14 protein-coding genes are annotated in these 17,743 nt (G+C 30.4%); 4 read left to right on the forward strand and 10 right to left on the reverse strand.

Going from position 1 to position 17,743, the window contains the following annotated elements:
• Window positions 1-3: 3 nt before the first annotated feature.
• Complete coding sequence (locus tag DEFDS_RS07380; RefSeq protein WP_013008174.1) at window positions 4-1,836, reverse strand: AMP-dependent synthetase/ligase; 1,833 nt, start codon at window positions 1,834-1,836, stop codon at window positions 4-6.
• Window positions 1,837-2,429: 593 nt separating this feature from the next.
• Here DEFDS_RS07380 and DEFDS_RS07385 point away from each other — a divergent pair.
• The 4 genes from DEFDS_RS07385 (at window position 2,430) to cfa (ending at window position 8,553) form a co-directional block, all read left to right on the forward strand.
• A complete protein-coding gene (locus DEFDS_RS07385; RefSeq protein WP_013008175.1) occupies window positions 2,430-3,716 on the forward strand; it encodes an OmpP1/FadL family transporter in 1,287 nt (428 codons plus the stop codon).
• A 13-nt stretch (window positions 3,717-3,729) separates the two neighbouring features.
• Window positions 3,730-5,976 (forward strand): Ig-like domain-containing protein, encoded by a 2,247-nt coding sequence (locus tag DEFDS_RS07390; RefSeq protein WP_013008176.1) that lies wholly within the window; start codon window positions 3,730-3,732, stop codon window positions 5,974-5,976.
• Between the two features lie 67 nt (window positions 5,977-6,043).
• On the forward strand, window positions 6,044-6,877 hold the full coding sequence (locus DEFDS_RS07395) for a PHP domain-containing protein (RefSeq protein WP_013008177.1): 834 nt from the start codon (window positions 6,044-6,046) through the stop codon (window positions 6,875-6,877).
• Between the two features lie 560 nt (window positions 6,878-7,437).
• On the forward strand, window positions 7,438-8,553 hold the full coding sequence (cfa, locus tag DEFDS_RS07400; protein WP_013008178.1) for a cyclopropane fatty acyl phospholipid synthase: 1,116 nt from the start codon (window positions 7,438-7,440) through the stop codon (window positions 8,551-8,553).
• Here the strand turns inward: cfa and DEFDS_RS07405 are convergent.
• From DEFDS_RS07405 to DEFDS_RS07445, 9 genes are all read right to left on the reverse strand, one after another.
• Window positions 8,543-9,358: an MBL fold metallo-hydrolase gene (locus tag DEFDS_RS07405; RefSeq protein WP_013008179.1), complete on the reverse strand. Its 816-nt coding sequence runs from the start codon at window positions 9,356-9,358 to the stop codon at window positions 8,543-8,545. The genes cfa and DEFDS_RS07405 overlap by 11 nt on opposite strands.
• 42 nt (window positions 9,359-9,400) lie before the next feature.
• A complete protein-coding gene (gene glnA, locus DEFDS_RS07410) occupies window positions 9,401-10,813 on the reverse strand; it encodes a type I glutamate--ammonia ligase (protein WP_013008180.1) in 1,413 nt (470 codons plus the stop codon).
• Window positions 10,814-10,834: 21 nt separating this feature from the next.
• Window positions 10,835-11,173 (reverse strand): P-II family nitrogen regulator, encoded by a 339-nt coding sequence (locus tag DEFDS_RS07415; RefSeq protein ID WP_013008181.1) that lies wholly within the window; start codon window positions 11,171-11,173, stop codon window positions 10,835-10,837.
• A gap of 117 nt (window positions 11,174-11,290) precedes the next feature.
• On the reverse strand, window positions 11,291-11,974 hold the full coding sequence (locus tag DEFDS_RS07420) for a hypothetical protein (RefSeq protein WP_013008182.1): 684 nt from the start codon (window positions 11,972-11,974) through the stop codon (window positions 11,291-11,293).
• The gene (locus DEFDS_RS07425; protein ID WP_013008183.1) at window positions 11,971-12,951 is read right to left on the reverse strand and encodes an MlaD family protein; all 981 of its coding nucleotides are present in this window, start codon (window positions 12,949-12,951) and stop codon (window positions 11,971-11,973) included. Before DEFDS_RS07425 ends, DEFDS_RS07420 begins: the two co-directional genes overlap by 4 nt.
• Window positions 12,924-13,412 (reverse strand): hypothetical protein, encoded by a 489-nt coding sequence (locus DEFDS_RS07430; protein WP_013008184.1) that lies wholly within the window; start codon window positions 13,410-13,412, stop codon window positions 12,924-12,926. Before DEFDS_RS07430 ends, DEFDS_RS07425 begins: the two co-directional genes overlap by 28 nt.
• The gene (locus DEFDS_RS07435; protein ID WP_013008185.1) at window positions 13,409-14,185 is read right to left on the reverse strand and encodes an ABC transporter permease; all 777 of its coding nucleotides are present in this window, start codon (window positions 14,183-14,185) and stop codon (window positions 13,409-13,411) included. Before DEFDS_RS07435 ends, DEFDS_RS07430 begins: the two co-directional genes overlap by 4 nt.
• A 313-nt stretch (window positions 14,186-14,498) precedes the next feature.
• A complete protein-coding gene (locus tag DEFDS_RS07440) occupies window positions 14,499-15,017 on the reverse strand; it encodes a hypothetical protein (protein ID WP_013008186.1) in 519 nt (172 codons plus the stop codon).
• Window positions 15,007-17,715 (reverse strand): tetratricopeptide repeat protein, encoded by a 2,709-nt coding sequence (locus DEFDS_RS07445; protein WP_013008187.1) that lies wholly within the window; start codon window positions 17,713-17,715, stop codon window positions 15,007-15,009. The genes DEFDS_RS07440 and DEFDS_RS07445 overlap by 11 nt, the downstream gene beginning before the upstream one ends.
• Window positions 17,716-17,743: the final 28 nt, after the last annotated feature.

The raw sequence follows: 17,743 nt of genomic DNA on the forward strand, positions 1-17,743 counted from the left end.
CCTTTACGTGCAAGTAAAACAATCACCATCATCGGAATATAAACATTCTATCTTATCTTTATACTTATTATAGATAACTCTTCTCTTTAGTTTTAATGTTGGTGTAAGCTCACCACCCTCAATTGTAAAGTCAACTGGGACAAGTGAAAATTTCTTAATAGTCTCATATTTAGGCAATTTTTTGTTTATCTCTTCTACTCTTTCTTTGAAAAGTTTCAATATTTTTTCATTTGCAACCAAATCATTCATATCAAAATATTCTATATGATGCTCTTTTGCATATTCCACTATCCTTTCAAAATTTGGAACGAGTAAAGCCACAAGATAAGGCTTTCTATCACCATAAACAAAAGCTTGAGAAATATATTTATCTAACTTTAATTCATTTTCTATAGGCTGTGGAGCAATATTTTTACCTCCAGCAGTAATGATAAGCTCTTTCTTCCTGTCCACAATATATAAAAAGCCATCCTCATCTATTTTACCTATATCACCTGTTCTAAACCAACCCTCTTCGTCCAATGCCTCTTTAGTAGCTTCTTCATTTTTATAATAACCTTTCATTATCATAGGACCTTTCAACAATAATTCTCCATCTTCATCAAGCTTTGCATATGTATGCTCAAACATTGTCCCTACAGAGCCAAATCTCACTTGCTTGAAAGTGTTTATACATACACCTGGGCTTGTCTCTGTTAAACCGTACCCTTCAAAGATTGGCATACCAATCACCCAGAAAAACTCATTTATATTTTTATCAAGAGGAGCACCACCAGAAACAAACCCTTGGATATTCCCACCAAAACGCTCTCTAATTTTTGAAAAAATAAGTTTATCAAAAAAGGCATATTTAAAGCTAAGCATACCAGGATTTTCTTTTTTTATATATTTTTTCTCTACATATTTTTTACCGACCTCTACTGCTTTATGAAAAAGGCTCTTTTTAAATCCACTCATAGCATGAACATTTTCATAAATTCTTGAATACATCTTTTCAAAAAGCCTTGGGACACTCACCATCCAGGTTGGCTTAACTTCAACCATATTTTCAGGAACCTTATCTATACTTTCAGCAAAAACCATCTGGCAACCATTGTATATCGGGATATAATATCCAACTGCTCTTTCCAAAGCATGGCTCAATGGTAAAAAGCTCAAAAATTTATCTTCAGGTTTTAAAACTTCCACCTTCTTAGTGCCTAGGATAATTTCAGAAACAAAATTATAATGTGTCAGCATTACACCCTTAGGAACACCTGTAGTACCTGACGTATATATGAGAGTGGCTAAATCATCAGGTTCTATCTTAGCTATAATCTCTTCAATTTCATTTTTTTCATCATCTGTTAATGGGACAGAGATCTCAGCAAGTTGCAAGTGAGTGTTAACTGGAAAGTCTTTAGTACCCAAAAATCTATCAAAAGAGATAATATGCTCCACATGAGGAATCTCGTCTTTGATTTGAACCAGTTTATCATATTGAACTTTATTGGATATGAATACAACCCTTGATTCAGAATGATTAAGCACATACTTTACCTGCTCAGGAGTGTTAGTTGCATAAATAGGTACAGTTACCGCACCTGCTGACAATATACCCATATCAGCAATAACCCAACCAGGTCTATTTTCAGATAGTATTGCGACTCTATCTCCGGGTTTTATCCCAAGCTTTCTCAAACCACGAGCTACCATCAATGCCAACTCATAAAATCTTGCATAAGTAACATCGACCCATTTACCAGATTTTTTATAACCCAAAGCAGGTTTATCAGCAAATTTCACAGAATTGTGTTTTAAAATCTCTGGAACCGATTTAAATGGCCATTTAATCATAATCCCTCCCTATGAATAACTATTCAACTTTACTAATAACACATTTAACGTAAATGTCAAGCCTTTTAGAATATCATTTTAATTTGAACGAAATTTTATTCACAATACTTTGTTAATCAAAGTTAAAGTGTAAAAAAGGATTTTCACAATATAAATATAAATCTTTTAAGATTACTCAATGTTGATTAAAATTTTAAATTTGAAAAGAATGTTAAATAATTGTTTAACTTATTAATAATTATCATGACAATGAGATTGCTTCGTCGCTTACGCTCCTCGCTATGGCCAAAATATACTGTCATTGCGAACGTTAGCGAAGCAATCTAGGGATTTGGAAAAAGATTACTGAGAAAAGTCCTTGAGCACAAAGTTGCAAAAAACAACTAATAAACCTAAAATAAAGTTTTTAATTTATACTCAAATAAAATAATATTTTGCAAACTACAACTTATATTTCACAGCAATATATGCTTTATTTTCAGATAATTACATAATTTTGAAAAAATCGATACATACACATTCCCATACATTCTATTGACTATTCAAAAAAAATATAATATTGTTTGCTTATGAAACTTATATAAGGAGGTATTATGAAAAAATTACTGGTCTTTTTATCCATTTCTCTTTTTTTAGCAATAAGTTCCTTTGCTGGGAATGTTGACACTTTTGGTATCGGCTCCAAGGCAACAGCTCTTGGTGGCGCATTTTCAGCTTATGCAGATGACCCATTTGCAGTGTATTACAACCCAGCTGGTTTAACTCAAATTAAAAGAGTAACTTTATCAGCAGGTGCACACATCATTGATCCTACACTAAAAGCTTATGACTGGGATGCAAAAGGTGGAGACGGAAACACCTTACCTGTAAAAGATTTTGAAGATGAATCTGATACATTAATTGCACCTCACATTGGTGCTGCAGTACCACTTACAGATAAATTAGTTTTCGGTGTTGCACTTTATGCACCTTGGGGTTTACATGTAAAATGGGATGATGACCCAGCAAAAAACCCAGGTGCTTACAATTCATTTGAATCTTATTATGTAAGAGTAGTCGTATCACCAACAATCGCGTATAAGTTTTCTGATAAGTTTTCCTTGGGTTTTGGTGTTTCACTTGGTAGATCAGATTCTGGAACACAAAGAAGAGTTTATGCTCCATCAATACCATATTTACACAACAGAACACTAAAATCTAAATTTGAAGATGATTCTAATTATTCTTACAACATAGGTATTATGTATAAACCTGTAAACTCATTAACATTTGGTTTAACATATAGATCAAAAACTGACACAGATTTTGATGGTTGGGTAGAATTAGATGGTGTCCAAAAGGTAGATGCAACAACAGAGGTTGACCATCCAGACCAAATACAGTTTGGTGTCAGATATGCTCCACATAAAAGAGTATCTTTAGAAGCTGATGTTGTATGGACTCGCTGGAGTATAATAGATGATTATACTGTAAAATTTAAACAGCCGCTTCTTGGTAAAACCTCTGAAACTTTTGTAAGAGACTGGAACGATACAAGGCAGGTAAGAGTGGGTATAGAATACAAAGTTAGCGACCTCTTGACACTTAGAGGTGGATATTTTTATGACCCATCACCTATACCAGACGATACTTTTGATATAGTTTGGCCTGATGCTGACAAAAAAACATATTCTATAGGTGCAGGGCTCAACTTTGGTAAATTATCAGTTGACCTTGTATTTCAATACATCGTTGCTGAAACTAAAAGATATGTAGGTGGAGAAAGTGATGAAATGAATAACAGTTATGCAGACCCAGTAACAGGTAATCCTGGTGAAGTTTCTATGAGCGCAAAAGGACATCTCTATGGATACGGCATAACATTCAACTATAAGTTTTAATAGGAGGTAACTTATGAGAAAATACTTATTATATATTTTATCTGTCATTTTACTTTCAATGACACTGATATCTTGTGGTTCAAGCACCCAAGATATTGACGACAAACCAGCACAAGTGGACAGCAATGCAGTTACACACAACCAACTTGTGTTTGACAGCTATGGCAATATATATCCTTTTCCAAATGATATTCTTTGGAAAGATACCGATGGCATAGTTGATTTAACATCTCAAGCAAATGGTGACCCACAAAAATTGGCACTTTACACTGCAATCAAGGCATTGAAAATAAAAGGCTTAAGTCCAGCTACTCCAATTGCGATACCACTTGCAAATAATATAAAACTTGACCCTGCTACATTTGAAAATAATTTAGGTATAGTAGATATAACTAGCTTTGTTGGTTATACTTTAAATTATGCAGAAAATTACGATAACACAACTTTTAGTAATATAACATACTGTCAATATTATTATGCAGATAAAGATAATGAAACTTTAGCTCAGGCATGTTTTTCAGAACTTTTATCTTATTATTCCGAAAATGACTTAGCCACATTAGCAACTATAGTGCAAAATGCTGATGATAATGGTTATCTATTTTTCGACGATATTGAAATCAAACAAAATGCAAATGTCTTAAATATTTATCCACTAAAACCATTTGAAGCTGGACATCAATATTTAGTAGTTATAGGTGATGGTATTAAAGATGTTAATGGAAATGATTTACTACCTTCTCCAGTTTACACCACAATAAGAAATACCGATAACTGTAGCGTCATATCAGATAGCGATTTACAAACACTCTGCTCAAGCTATCAACCATTGTGGGACTTGGCAAGTGCTGTAACTTTTACAAGTAAAGAAAATTTATTAGAAGTATTCACTTTTACAACTGCTGATAAAACATTGAGTGTTGAAGATTTTGGTGTAATCCAAGCAACATTGGATAATGCATCATTAATCAATAATTATGATAGTTTAATAACTGGTTATAAATACAGCGACTTAATCTTAGATAATGCATCTAATGAGTTTATTTATATCGACCAATTAAGCGATTTACCATTAGTTTGTCAAAATTCTTATGACAATATAACATTAAGAACTGCTTTTAATTTGCCAATAATAACTGATAATCTAAGTAATTATATTAAAACTCCTAATCTTTATGCCCTAAATAATATTGAACAGATATTAACTCAGTATAATTTCCCTGACAATCAAAGTAATATCCCTTTTGTATGTAAAGAAATTTTTGACAATAGTTCTCTTTATGATAATGTTACTATGGATGAATACAACGATAATTTAACTAATCCTAATGGAATTGTTATCTATCAACATGGACTTGGAAAAGATAAAAGTGATGCAAGTGTTATAGCACAATTTGTCACGGATAAGCAAATTTATGCAATTGATTTACCATGGCATGGTGATAGGGTTTTACCTACCGATCTAACCGATACATCATGTTATGAAAATGTTTCAGGAAGCTGTTATTTAACAGATAATCCAATCTATGATAGATTAAACCTCTATCAATCACTCTTGGATATGCACACGTTAACTAAATTTTTAGGTTTAAGTGCTTTACAATACAATCTGCCTCTCTATTTTGCTGGTCAGTCAATGGGTAGTATAACTGGTTCCATGTTACTAAACTTAGACAATGTAACAATATCTCAAGCCGCTTATACTGCTACTAGTGGACTAAAATACAACAACTTTATTTCTAAGGCTGTACTCAATGTTGGTGGTGCTGGCTATGCTGCTCTTCTTAACGAAGCTACTAACAGTCTTATTACTGATTTACTGAGCACCTTAAACTTAGAAAAACATAGCTTAGAATACTATATTACATTAGGAGTTTTCCAATTACTACTTGACCCAGTTGATCCTATTTATTTTGCTAATAATCCATCTATTAACAGTAAAGTATTACTGCAATCTGCAAACGGTGATACTATTGTTCCTAATGTAACAAATAAAGCACTTGCTCTAGCTTATAATTATGACAATGCAACATTTATAACAGACAACACTTCTGATACTGATAGCCCTATTGCAAATCCTGTTCCAGGATGGTATATGTTTGGTAAAGATGATAACTGGGTAAATCATGGATTCCTAATTCACACTCTCATTCAATATTATCCAGAAGCAGCTGATTATTTGAATCAAGCATACGTTGATCAGATGCAAGATTTAGCTAGAAAACAATTAGATAACTTTCTAAATAATAACCTTAACTAAGAAAAGCGGCTCTTAAGAGCCGCTTTTTTTATTTGAATTAATTTATTTTTTCTAATATAAAAACTGTATGATTGATTTGCATACACACTCTACATATTCTGATGGAACACTTGCACCTGATGAGTTAATCAGACTTGCTGAGTGCAAAAACATCAAAATGCTTGCTCTTACCGATCACGACACTGTAAATGGGATTGATAACTTTTTATCTGTTGATACCGATATTATCAAAATACCAGGTGTTGAGATAAGTATCGATTATAACCCTGGGACTTTTCACCTTGTAGGTTTATTAATAAACCACAAAAATGAAAAATTAAGGAACACACTTGATAAACTTATTGAATACAGAAAAGAGCGGAACAAAGAGTTATTAAAGCTTATCGAAAAACATTTTAATTTAAAAGTAGATGAAAAGGAACTAAAATCAAACACAGATGGTGAACTTGGAAGACCACATATCGCAAAGTTTTTAGTAGATAAAGGAGTAGTAAAAACTACTCAAGAAGCCTTTGATAAATATCTTGGGAAAGGGTGTCCACTTTATATTGCGAAAAAAAGACTAAAAATAGATGAGGCAATTGAAATTATTCACTCTGCAAACGGTATCGCAATAATTGCTCACCCTATATCACTAAATCTAAATAATAATGAGTATGAACCTTTTCTAAAAAAATTAAAAGATATCGGACTTGATGGGATAGAGGTCTTTTGCTCTCTGCACACAGAAGATGATGCAAAACTATTTTTAGAAATAGCAAAAAAATACAATTTTTTAATATCAGCAGGTAGCGACTTTCACGGCATAAACAAATTTGGTATTGATATCGGTTTTACCGGCTGTCACAAAGATATCGAAAACTTTATTTATGATAACTTCATAACACTATTATCCAAATAAAACCTAAACAATAAAATAATTTTAGATAGTAATTCCCAAACAATCAAATAAGTCAAAAATGAAATAAAGCAATTGTCGTTCAAATGCCCCAGATTGCTTTGCTAAAGCTCGCAATGACAGCATTTTTGGGTCATTACGACCCCGCCATTTAGTAGTAAATTTTAAGCTTAAAACTTTTTGTGTGTATAGTATTTGGTTTTATAATTTTAAATATTTGGAGCTTAATGGCGGGGGAAGCAATCTTATAATTATGGTAATTTTCGACATGTCAAACTATTGAACAACATTCTTAATGCATTTTAGTTGAAGCTAAATATAATAGTGTTATAATTATAATATGGTAATTTATCTAAAATATTGCACTATAGAAAGCCCAACTCTTTTAAATTTCTTCCCTGATGCTCAGAGTTACAAAATATTAAGTTACTACAAGAAAACCAAATCTTCTAAAGCAATCTTTTGTAATTTTAAATCTATGTTATTGAATAATAACTTCATGTCAAATCGCAGTGTATCAAATATTTTCGTTTTTTTAAAAATTTTATCATCTGGAGGACATTATGGATAAAATAAAAGCTTATGCTATTAAACTATTAAATGAAGCTGGAATTACAGTAAATGGTAATAATCCTTGGGACATAAAAGTTCATAACGATGAGCTTTTTAGAGAAGCATTATTGAAAAAGAATCTAGCTTTAGGTGAAGGATATATGCAGGGCTGGTGGGATTGCCAAGCAATTGATCAATTTATCTGCAAAATTTTAAAAGCAAAATTAAATGAAAAAATAAAAGAAAATTGGAGAGAGATTATTTATCTAATTCCATCTATTATTTTTAATAAACAAAACAAAAGTGGAGCAAAAGAAGTAGCAGAAAGACATTATAATCTGGGAAATGAGCTATTTGAAAACTTTTTAGATCCATATATGCAATATAGTTGCGCATATTTTCTAAATACAGAAGATTTAGCACAAGCACAAATTAATAAAATGGAGTTAATTTGTAGAAAATTAGAATTAAAAAAAGGTGATAAAGTCTTGGATATTGGCTGCGGATGGGGTGGACTTGCAAAATATATGGTAGAAAAATATGGTTGCAATGTTGTTGGGATAAATATTTCAGAAAAACAGATAGAGTATGCAAAAAAATTTTGTAAAGGGTTACCTGTCGAAATTATTAATACTGATTATAGGGATATAAAAGGGGTTTTTGATAAAATCGTTTCAGTGGGGATGTTTGAACACGTAGGGCCTAAAAACTACAGAACATATATGAAAACAGTTTACAACTGCTTAAAAGATGATGGAATTTTCCTTTTACACACAATAGGCTCTAATGAATCTGAATATACTTGCGATCCCTGGATTGATAAATATATCTTTCCAAATGGAACACTTCCAAGTATTTCTCAAATAGCAAAAGCAGCAGAAGAGCTTTTTGTAATCGAAGATTTACACAATATGGGTCCACATTATGACAAAACCCTACTTTGCTGGAATCGAAATTTTCAAGAAAATTGGAATAGAATAAAGCACTTATATGATGAAACTTTTAAAAGGATGTGGGAATATTATCTTTTATCTTCTGCTGGAGGTTTTCGTGCAAGACATATTCAACTATGGCAGATAGTTATGACAAAAGAAGGAAGAACACAACCATATAACCTCAGAGGATAAACTGCTCACCCGTTTTTAAATAAATAAAATTAATATGAAAATTATTCTTTAAATAATAAAAGTTATCAAGCCCTGTGCAATGGCCTGTAATAACATTTTCGACACTTACTTCATTTTGTAAAAAATTCCCAACTTTTTCAACATAACTTAAATCTGATCTAAAAAGATGCATACCACCTATCAAATAATCCAACCTATCGATACCAGCCTTTTCAAAACAATCTTTTACAATATTTATAATGCCTGCATGTGAGCAGCCTGTAATCAATATATTTTTCCCACCATCTTTAATTAGTAGATATAACTCATCTCTAAAAGGATCTTTAACAATTTTATTATCTATCTCACAAAAAAGCCTTTTATCAGCTAAAAACTCTTCAAACCTTTTAATACTGCCATAAACAATAATATTTTCTGACAACTGATAGCTATCTTCCACAAATAAAAATTCAAAATCTTTTTTCACATCATCTTTTAATCCAATAAAATCATAATTATCATCAGTTTTTCTTAAATGTTTATCAAATACATATTTGGATGCTATCACCTTATTACATAAGTCTTTTAAATAATATCTGTTTTTATATAAACCACCTGTATGATCATAATGCCCATGACTTAAAATGATGTAATCTATTTTTGAACGTTTATAATTCAGAATATTTAAATTATTTACAATTGAAACAGCCTGTCCAGTGTCAAAAAGTAGTACTTTATTTTCCAACTCTATCAACAAAGAGAGTCCATGCTCTGCAAATAAACCCTGTTTATCCACATAATTTTCATTGATTACAGTAATCTTCATATCTAAATCTATAATGGCGCCTTATCAGGCGCCAATAATATATTAATTATCAAAATAGAGTATAAACTCGTATGGGTGAGGTCTGCTATTTACAGCAGATGTCTCATTTTCTCTCTTATATTCTATCCAAGTTGCTATAACATCCTCAGTAAACACATCCCCTTTCAACAAGAACTCATGATCTTTTTCCAACTCATTTAATGCCTCATCAAGAGATGCAGGCATCTGAGGAATATTTGAAAGCTCTATTGGATCAAGATCATACAAGTTTTTATCCATTGGCTCACCTGGATCAATCTTGTTTTCAATACCATCAAGCCCAGCCATGAGCATTGCAGTAAAAGCAAGATATGGGTTGCATGATGGGTCAGGGAATCTCACCTCTATCCTTTTTGCTTTTGGTGAAGCTGAATACATAGGAATTCTTATGGAAGCACTTCTATTTCTCGATGAATAAGCTAAATTAACTGGTGCTTCAAAACCAGGAACTAACCTTTTATAAGAGTTTGTAGTTGGATTAGTAAATGCAGCTATTGCTCTTGCATGCTTAATAATACCACCAATATAATATAATGCGAGCTCACTTAAACCTGCATATTCATCACCAGCAAAAAGTGGCTGTCCATCTTTCCATAAAGACTGGTGGCTGTGCATACCACTACCGTTATCACCATACATTGGTTTTGGCATAAATGTTGCAACTTTACCATGTCTTCTTGCTACATTTTTGACGATATATTTATAAAGTAATAAATTGTCAGCTTGCTCTACAAGTGGAGCGTATTTAATATCAATTTCACACTGACCACCTGTTGCAACCTCATGATGATGAGCTTCAACAACAATACCCATTTTTTCCATTAACATAACCATCTCATTTCTTATATCCATTAAAGAATCATGTGGTGGAACAGGGAAATAACCTTCTTTATGTCTTATTTTATAACCAAGATTAGGCATTTCATCTGCACCAGTATTCCAAAAACCTTCTACGGAATCAAAAGAGAAAAAAGCCTCATTAGAATTGTAAGCATACTGAATATTGTCAAAAACAAAAAATTCTGCTTCAGGACCAAAGTAAGCTGTATCAGCTATACCAGTGCTTTTCAAATAATTTATAGCTTTTATAGCTATGTGTCTTGGATCTCTTGTGTAAGGCTCTTTTGTTATAGGATCATAAACATTACATATCATTATCAATGTAGGAACTTCACTAAACGGATCAACTTTAGCTGTAGATGGATCAGGTATCAAAATCATATCACTTGCATTAATTGATTGCCAACCTCTAATACTTGAGCCATCAAACCCAAGCCCTTCTTCAAAAACATCCTCATTAAATTCATGAGCTGGATATGAGCAATGCTGCCACAGCCCTATAAAATCCATAAACCTGAGATCAACAATTTTAATTCCTTCATCTTCAATTAATTTTAAAACTTCTTTTGCTGTCATAAATTTCCTCCTTATTTATATTTAAAGTGCATTTTCTCCAGTTTCGCCAGTTCTTATACGAACTGCTTCATCAACAGGTAAGATAAAAACCTTACCATCCCCTATTCTACCTGTCTTTGCTGATCCTACTATAGCCTCAACTACATTTTGAACAATATCATCAGGAACTACAACTTCTATCTTAATTTTTGGAATGAAATCAATCACATACTCAGCACCTCTATAAAGCTCAGTGTGCCCCTTTTGCCTACCAAACCCCTTAACCTCTGTGATTGTTAAACCTTTAACACCCAATTCACTCAATTTTTCTTTCACATCATCAAGTTTAAAAGGTTTAATAATTGCTTCTATTTTCTTCATCTCTCCTCCTTGTCCTTTCTATTATTTATCAAATTATATGCCAATCTACACTTTATAAAATTGTTAGAAAATAAACCTTTAACATAATAACCTGCTACATTTTTAATCATCCTCTGATTATTTTTTAATCATCTTTTCTAGCATATTTAATCTCTTTTCTAAATTAGAGTATCCCTTTTTATACTTTTTACAAAAATAATATTTAAGCTTTAAATCTAATAAAAGATAAAGTGAGTATGAGTTAAACTTATCTAATTGATACGCTTTCTCAATAAATTTTTGGGATAATGCCTTGTCTTTATCCTTTAGTTCTTCTGCAATCTGTCGATATACCTTAGATTTGACATAATCTGGATAATTATCAATGATTTTTACTATACCTTCATACTTCCCTTTTTCAAGAAATTGTATATAGTGCTTATAAAAGTCATCATTTACTCTATTTAAATCAATCTTTTTATTTAAATTATAAAATTCAATGACCTCCTCAATTTGATTACACTTACCAATAGTCGCATAATAATTAGCACTTTGAATATAGCTTGACGCATTTGGATTTATCTCTTCTTCAACAAAAAATCTTTTAAGATACAACCTTGAAATATTGCATATATCATCTGATTTTTGAAATTGCATAAGTGCACGATCAAAATATTTCTCGGCTAATTTTTTATTACCGGACAAATAAGTTTTTACGTAGCTTTTAAAATAATTTTCTCCAACTCTAAGATAATCAGGAGGTGCAGTTTTTGCACCACAACCTAACAAAAAGGCTATTAGTAAAATAAACCACTTTTTCATGGCAATTTTAACCTATTATATTCATATTTTTTAGCTGGTGGTTTAAAAGGCCATCTACTTTGCATATTCAAAAGGAGCATATTTGCATTTAACAATAAATAATCAATCTCATCAAGATAGTTTGACAAATTATCACTCATTAATCTAAAGTTTTTGACCAATTTAGTACTTTCAAAAATTAACTCATCAGTATCATTAACTTTTTTATCTATATCAAGTACTAATCGATTACTTTTGCTCAATAGCTTATTAGTAAGTGTTATTGTCTCTTTTGATTCATCTACGCGTTTTTCCACTTTGATTAAAATATTATCAACCTTTTTACTCAATTTATCAAAATTTGCGGTTAAATAATTAATTTTGTTGACAAGATAATCACTACGGCTCAAAACTCCTATACTCCCTTTTTTATTATGTAAATCATCCCCAATATCACCAAGCCCCTTTGATAACCTTTTAACATCAGGCATAATAGAAACCATTTCATCGCTCAATATTTTCAGATTTTTAACAATCAATTTGACATCATTTAAAATCGGTTTAACCTCACTAATTATCTCTTCCACCCCTCTGTCCCTTTTTAAATTAAAAACATCGCCATCTTTTATAGATTCTTTAGTCCCACTTGAAAAGACAAGAACAGATGAGCCTATAAAATTCTTTGAACTAAGTTTGACAATAGAATCTCTCTTTATCCATTTAGCATATTTTATAGGTATTTTTATCTTAACTTCAACTTTACCATCATCCCTCAAATATAGATCATCAACCTTTGCAATCTGAAACCCTGAATATAAAACTGGCATCCCTTTAACCAAACCATCCCCACTTGCTGCAATAACCTTGACTCTAACTTTTTTCGTAAAAATATTTTTTTGAACAGCTAAAAATACCACTATAAAAACAGCAATAAGCAATGAGATAAAAATAAATAATCCAACCTTTAACTCTAAGTTTTTAAACCGTTTTTCAGCCATAAATCCAGATCCATCTCTTTTAGTTTTAAGTTATCTATTAACAGTTTTTTATAAACATCTCGTTCTATTATAACAAAATTTTCTGAATAATTCTCTCTAAAAAATTCATAAAATATTTCCCTTTTATGAACAAAACTATGAAATTGGTTAACAAAACAAATAGTATCTGCCTGAAAGTACTTGCACATCAAATACTTCACAAAAAATATTTCAAACAATTCTAATGAATCTTTTCTATAATAACGTTTATTAAAAAGGTTATATCTCTTTAAATCTTCAACTATGCTGTTTTTATCAATGTTTAACCCATGATATTCTACTATCAATAAAAGATTTTCAATTAAATTTAGATTAGATATCAAAGGTAAACTATCACAAACAAAGCCCACCTTTTCAACCCTTTTACTCTTTATTTCATAGATAAGCTCTTTTTCATCTTTATTTGTAAAAATTAATATCATATTATAGCTCCCGTTAACTCAACAAAAACAATCGCAAAAAATAGACGCATCATCCCTTTTAAGAGTGAAATAGGGATCTCTGTGTTTGCCTTTTTAACTGATAGTGCACTAAAGATAGGGATACTCATCAAAAAGAAACCAAACATAATTGTCTTGTAAAAAAAAGCTGCTATATCTGAAATTGAAATATAATCAAAAATCAACTTCATTAAATAATCAAATGTAATACCAAGTTTAAAACTGATTAATAAATAACCACCCGTAATTGATACAAAAGAGAAAAAGATAGATAGAGAAACCATACAGGTAAGGCCAGCAAGCACACGAGGTAAAAAAAGATATATTAACGGATCTATCTCAAAAAATGTCAAAGTTTCAATCTCACCACTCAATTTCATTACGCTAATTTCAGCTCCCACAGCTGTTGATGATCTCAAAGAAAGTAAAATAACTGTAACAAGCGGTCCAAGCTCCCTTACTATGAGTAAAACTAACAACTTACCAAGTTCATTATAAATACCAAGATCTATTAATAATTTTGACAATATCCCAACAAGAGCTATACCAAAAATCAATGATATAAAAATATATATAGGTAAAATCTGAACCCCTGTAAAATAAACCTGTCTCAAATATACAGAAAAAATAGCCTTATTAAACAGATTAAACTTGAATAAAGACTTAAGTATCTGTAAAGAAAAAATAATATAATTTTGCAAAAATAAAAAAAATCCCACAACATAGGAGCCAAGACTTTCAATGAAGTTTTTCATATTAAAATTATATCTTATTAATCAGTAATAAACAAGAAAAATGGTTTTAGATAATTTATTAAATGGATATTGCACAATGAAGCAATTTTTTGATATCAATGTAACTTAGAGATCGCTTCGTCAGCTTACGCTTCCTCGCGATGACTGCCTTTGTCATTGCGAACGAAGTGAAGCAATCTCCTGCTCCAATGTTTTACTTGAGATTGCTTCGTCGCTGCGCTCCTCGCAATGACTGTATCATCATTGCAAGCGTTAGCGAAGCAATCTCATATTTACAATAATTATCAATATGTTAAACTGTTATACAATTTACTCATTTAGTTAATAAAAGAAAATTATATGTGCCAAATAGTAATAAAAATAAAATTGCCATAACCAAAAATATATTTAAAAATAACTTAGCCTTTTTGTACTTTTTTAAGTCAAACTCATTTAATCGTTTTTTAGTATCTTCATTAACCTTATCTTTGATATAGTCTAAGATATTATCAAATCTATCAATTAAAGATGATAAAAAAACAAATTTTTGATCATCACTCAAAATTAATATGGTTCTCCCTTTTAGGTATAAAAATACTGCATCATTAATATCTTTAAAATCAAGACTTTTTTCCCCTAATAGCGCCCTAACAGTTATCTTATTATCATCCAACTTAATCTCTTTTCGCACAAGACTAATAATATTAAATAAAATAAAAACCAATAAAACGCCCAATATAATAAACTTATAAGGGCTACCCCCGATAAAGAAATGTGAAACAGCGAAATAAATTGCGGAAATTAACAAAGTAATCAACAACAAAAAAACTCTTTTATCATACCTATAAATCATTTAGTAGTATCTCCAAGCTCCATCTTTGCTCTGCATCAGGTGTAATGCTCTTTATAGATATTAAATCATCTAAAATCTTTTTCAAGTTATTATTTTTAAAAGAGAAAAGTGCATCCACCATAAGACCTTTGTAATCAACTGGATAATCCTTTATAAATTTATTTATCTCTTTAACCAGCCTTTTTTCGTTGTAGTTTAAAAGAAAATACAGCATTCTGTAATATTGCGTATATAAGTTTGAATGTTTCAATTTCTCAAGTGTTGTATAAGAAGCCTCAGCATTAATAAAGTCCCTAATCAAAAGAAAGTAATAAAAACTTATCTCATATAGCCTTGGATATCTAAAATCTTTTCTAGATAAAACTTGCAAATTTTTAAAAGCATCCTTCAATTTATTTAAGGCAACAAAATACATTGTATTTTGAGCTATCTCGTACTTATCCTTTTTGAAATTTGGAGAAAAATTGACATCATCAGATTTTACCCTTTTATAAGCCTTGTAATGATCACAAACCCTATTACCTGTAAAACTTAAATTATTGTTTAATAAATCATTAAAACAGACAAAATTATAGATATTTTTAAATTTATCCACATCAAAAGTTTTATCTCTCTCTTTAAAAAATTGTGCTAATTTCCCCATAAATGTTTCATACAAAAAGTCGTGATTGGAATTTGCAACTTCAAAAATCACCTCATCATATTTTCCAAGTCCAATCTCAGCCAAATATTTTGCATATTTGAATATTTGCGGATATTCTAATTTGTCTTTACTAATATCATAATTATTCAAAACTAAATCGTATTGAGTGCTAATTCTAGACATTTTACCTTCTAAATGGAAAATAACTGCTTTACCTAAATAAGCATATAAAATAAACTTATTGTTTAAAAGTGCGCTATCAAAATATGAATAAGCTCTTTTTAAATCTCCAAGACTTAAATATGAAAGCCCCAAGTTGTAATTTATAATTGGATTGTTCTTCAACAACTTTGCAGCAAGTTTAAAGTTTTTTATTGCATCATAAAATTTAAAATTTAAATATGCTTTAACACCTTTATTATTATAATAAATCCCCTCGTTGAAATTTGCAGACTTTTTTAACTCATTTATAGCTTTGATATTTTCTTTATCCTGTAACAGTTTATAACCAAGTACTAAAAACTCCACCGATTCATTTGGATCAATTATCAAGGGAACAAGAAACAGCCTAAGAACATCTTCAAAATTATCATCATAACGATATAAAAAACCGATATCATAAACATTTGCTTTTATTTTAAAACTTATATCAGGTTTCTGCCTGTTGTATTTTAAATAATCTATTCTTAATTTAGAAAGTCTAATCAACCCATCTAAATCAGCTATATTCCATAATGATACAAATTTATAAATATAGTATCTGTTTTCATATACGCTCATTTTATCTATATATTTCAATGCAGTTTTATAGTCCCCTTTTACAATGAAATAGTAACTATACAAAAAGTAATATTCACTATCTTTCTTGTTTATCTTTGATAAAGCAGAAATCATTTTGTCAAACTGTTTTACTTTGGCATAATAAACCGCATAAGCTAAATAATCATAATCGTTTGTTGCTTTAGCTCTTTTAATCAATTTTTCTGCAGACTTATAATCGTTGAAATAAAGTAACAGATGTTTTACATACAGATACTTAAAAAAAGAAGAATTTATCCTTTTATACGCTTTGGCCAATACATTTTTAGCTTCAACATACTTTTGTTCATTTATCAATATATCATACTTTAGTTTATAATATTTCCCCTCAAAAGGGTATTGATTTATTAAGGAGTTGATAACCTCTTTTGCTTTTGAAAAGTCTCCACTTTTAAAAAGCGCTAAAGAAAAACGATACCTGTATTCTGGCCTGTTTTTCAACTCTATTAATTCAGATAGTATTGATGCTTCTAAGATATAATCATTGATAGCATTGTAGTTGTCTGCCAAAAGCTTAAGTGCTTTTTCAGTTTTTTTAATTTCAATGGCCTTTTTAATAAAATTAATGGACTGTTTATAATCTTTTTTATAATAAAAAGCTTTAGCCAAATTAAAATATTCATCATACCCTTTATTTTTTATCTCTAAAAGATATTTTATCCCCTGATCAATATTATTTACACTTATTAGAAAACTGCCAAAACTTGATTTTACAAAATCGTTATCCTTACCCTTATCAAGAGCCTTTTGAAAATAGTAATAAGATTTTGCTGTGCTCCCCTTTAACAAATATAAGTTTGCCAAATTGATATATGTTTTTAAGTCATCATATTTTTCAATTATCTTTATGTATTTTTCTGCTTCATCCGCTTTACCTTCGTTTACTAAAACTGCCACTAAGTTTATGTACGCCTCTTTAAATTGAGGATCATCTTTTATAGCCAATTTAAAATACTTTTCACTCTCTGCTAAATTGCCCAATAAAAAGTAACTTACGCCTATATTATAATATGCCACAGACTTATTCTCTTTCACCCCTTTTTCATAGTATTTTAAAGCCTCTTCATAATTTCCATTTAGAAATAACTTATTACCTTTAGAAATATTCTCTTTCTTTATCTCAACGACAGGATTTATTGGAAGATTTTTTGTTGCATTATCTTGAACAAGCTCTTTTTCTTTTTTACAAGAAATCAGCAATATAAGAAACAGCAATAATATTAAATATTTTTTCATATTATTTATTTCGGATAAATTTTTATAT

The organism is Deferribacter desulfuricans SSM1 (assembly GCF_000010985.1).
Lineage (GTDB): Bacteria > Chrysiogenota > Deferribacteres > Deferribacterales > Deferribacteraceae > Deferribacter > Deferribacter desulfuricans.

Excerpts from the sequence above, each read along its gene's own strand:
- DEFDS_RS07380 (WP_013008174.1), bottom strand. The coding sequence starts at position 1,836 with ATGATTAAATGGCCATTTAAATCGGTTCCAGAGATTTTAAAACACAAT.
- DEFDS_RS07395 (WP_013008177.1), top strand. The coding sequence starts at position 6,044 with ATGATTGATTTGCATACACACTCTACATATTCTGATGGAACACTTGCA.
- DEFDS_RS07435 (WP_013008185.1), bottom strand. The coding sequence starts at position 14,185 with ATGAAAAACTTCATTGAAAGTCTTGGCTCCTATGTTGTGGGATTTTTT.
- DEFDS_RS07420 (WP_013008182.1), bottom strand. The coding sequence starts at position 11,974 with ATGAAAAAGTGGTTTATTTTACTAATAGCCTTTTTGTTAGGTTGTGGT.
- DEFDS_RS07415 (WP_013008181.1), bottom strand. The coding sequence starts at position 11,173 with ATGAAGAAAATAGAAGCAATTATTAAACCTTTTAAACTTGATGATGTG.
- DEFDS_RS07425 (WP_013008183.1), bottom strand. The coding sequence starts at position 12,951 with ATGGCTGAAAAACGGTTTAAAAACTTAGAGTTAAAGGTTGGATTATTT.
- DEFDS_RS07405 (WP_013008179.1), bottom strand. The coding sequence starts at position 9,358 with ATGAAGATTACTGTAATCAATGAAAATTATGTGGATAAACAGGGTTTA.
- DEFDS_RS07385 (WP_013008175.1), top strand. The coding sequence starts at position 2,430 with ATGAAAAAATTACTGGTCTTTTTATCCATTTCTCTTTTTTTAGCAATA.
- cfa (WP_013008178.1), top strand. The coding sequence starts at position 7,438 with ATGGATAAAATAAAAGCTTATGCTATTAAACTATTAAATGAAGCTGGA.
- DEFDS_RS07430 (WP_013008184.1), bottom strand. The coding sequence starts at position 13,412 with ATGATATTAATTTTTACAAATAAAGATGAAAAAGAGCTTATCTATGAA.
- glnA (WP_013008180.1), bottom strand. The coding sequence starts at position 10,813 with ATGACAGCAAAAGAAGTTTTAAAATTAATTGAAGATGAAGGAATTAAA.
- DEFDS_RS07445 (WP_013008187.1), bottom strand. The coding sequence starts at position 17,715 with ATGAAAAAATATTTAATATTATTGCTGTTTCTTATATTGCTGATTTCT.
- DEFDS_RS07440 (WP_013008186.1), bottom strand. The coding sequence starts at position 15,017 with ATGATTTATAGGTATGATAAAAGAGTTTTTTTGTTGTTGATTACTTTG.
- DEFDS_RS07390 (WP_013008176.1), top strand. The coding sequence starts at position 3,730 with ATGAGAAAATACTTATTATATATTTTATCTGTCATTTTACTTTCAATG.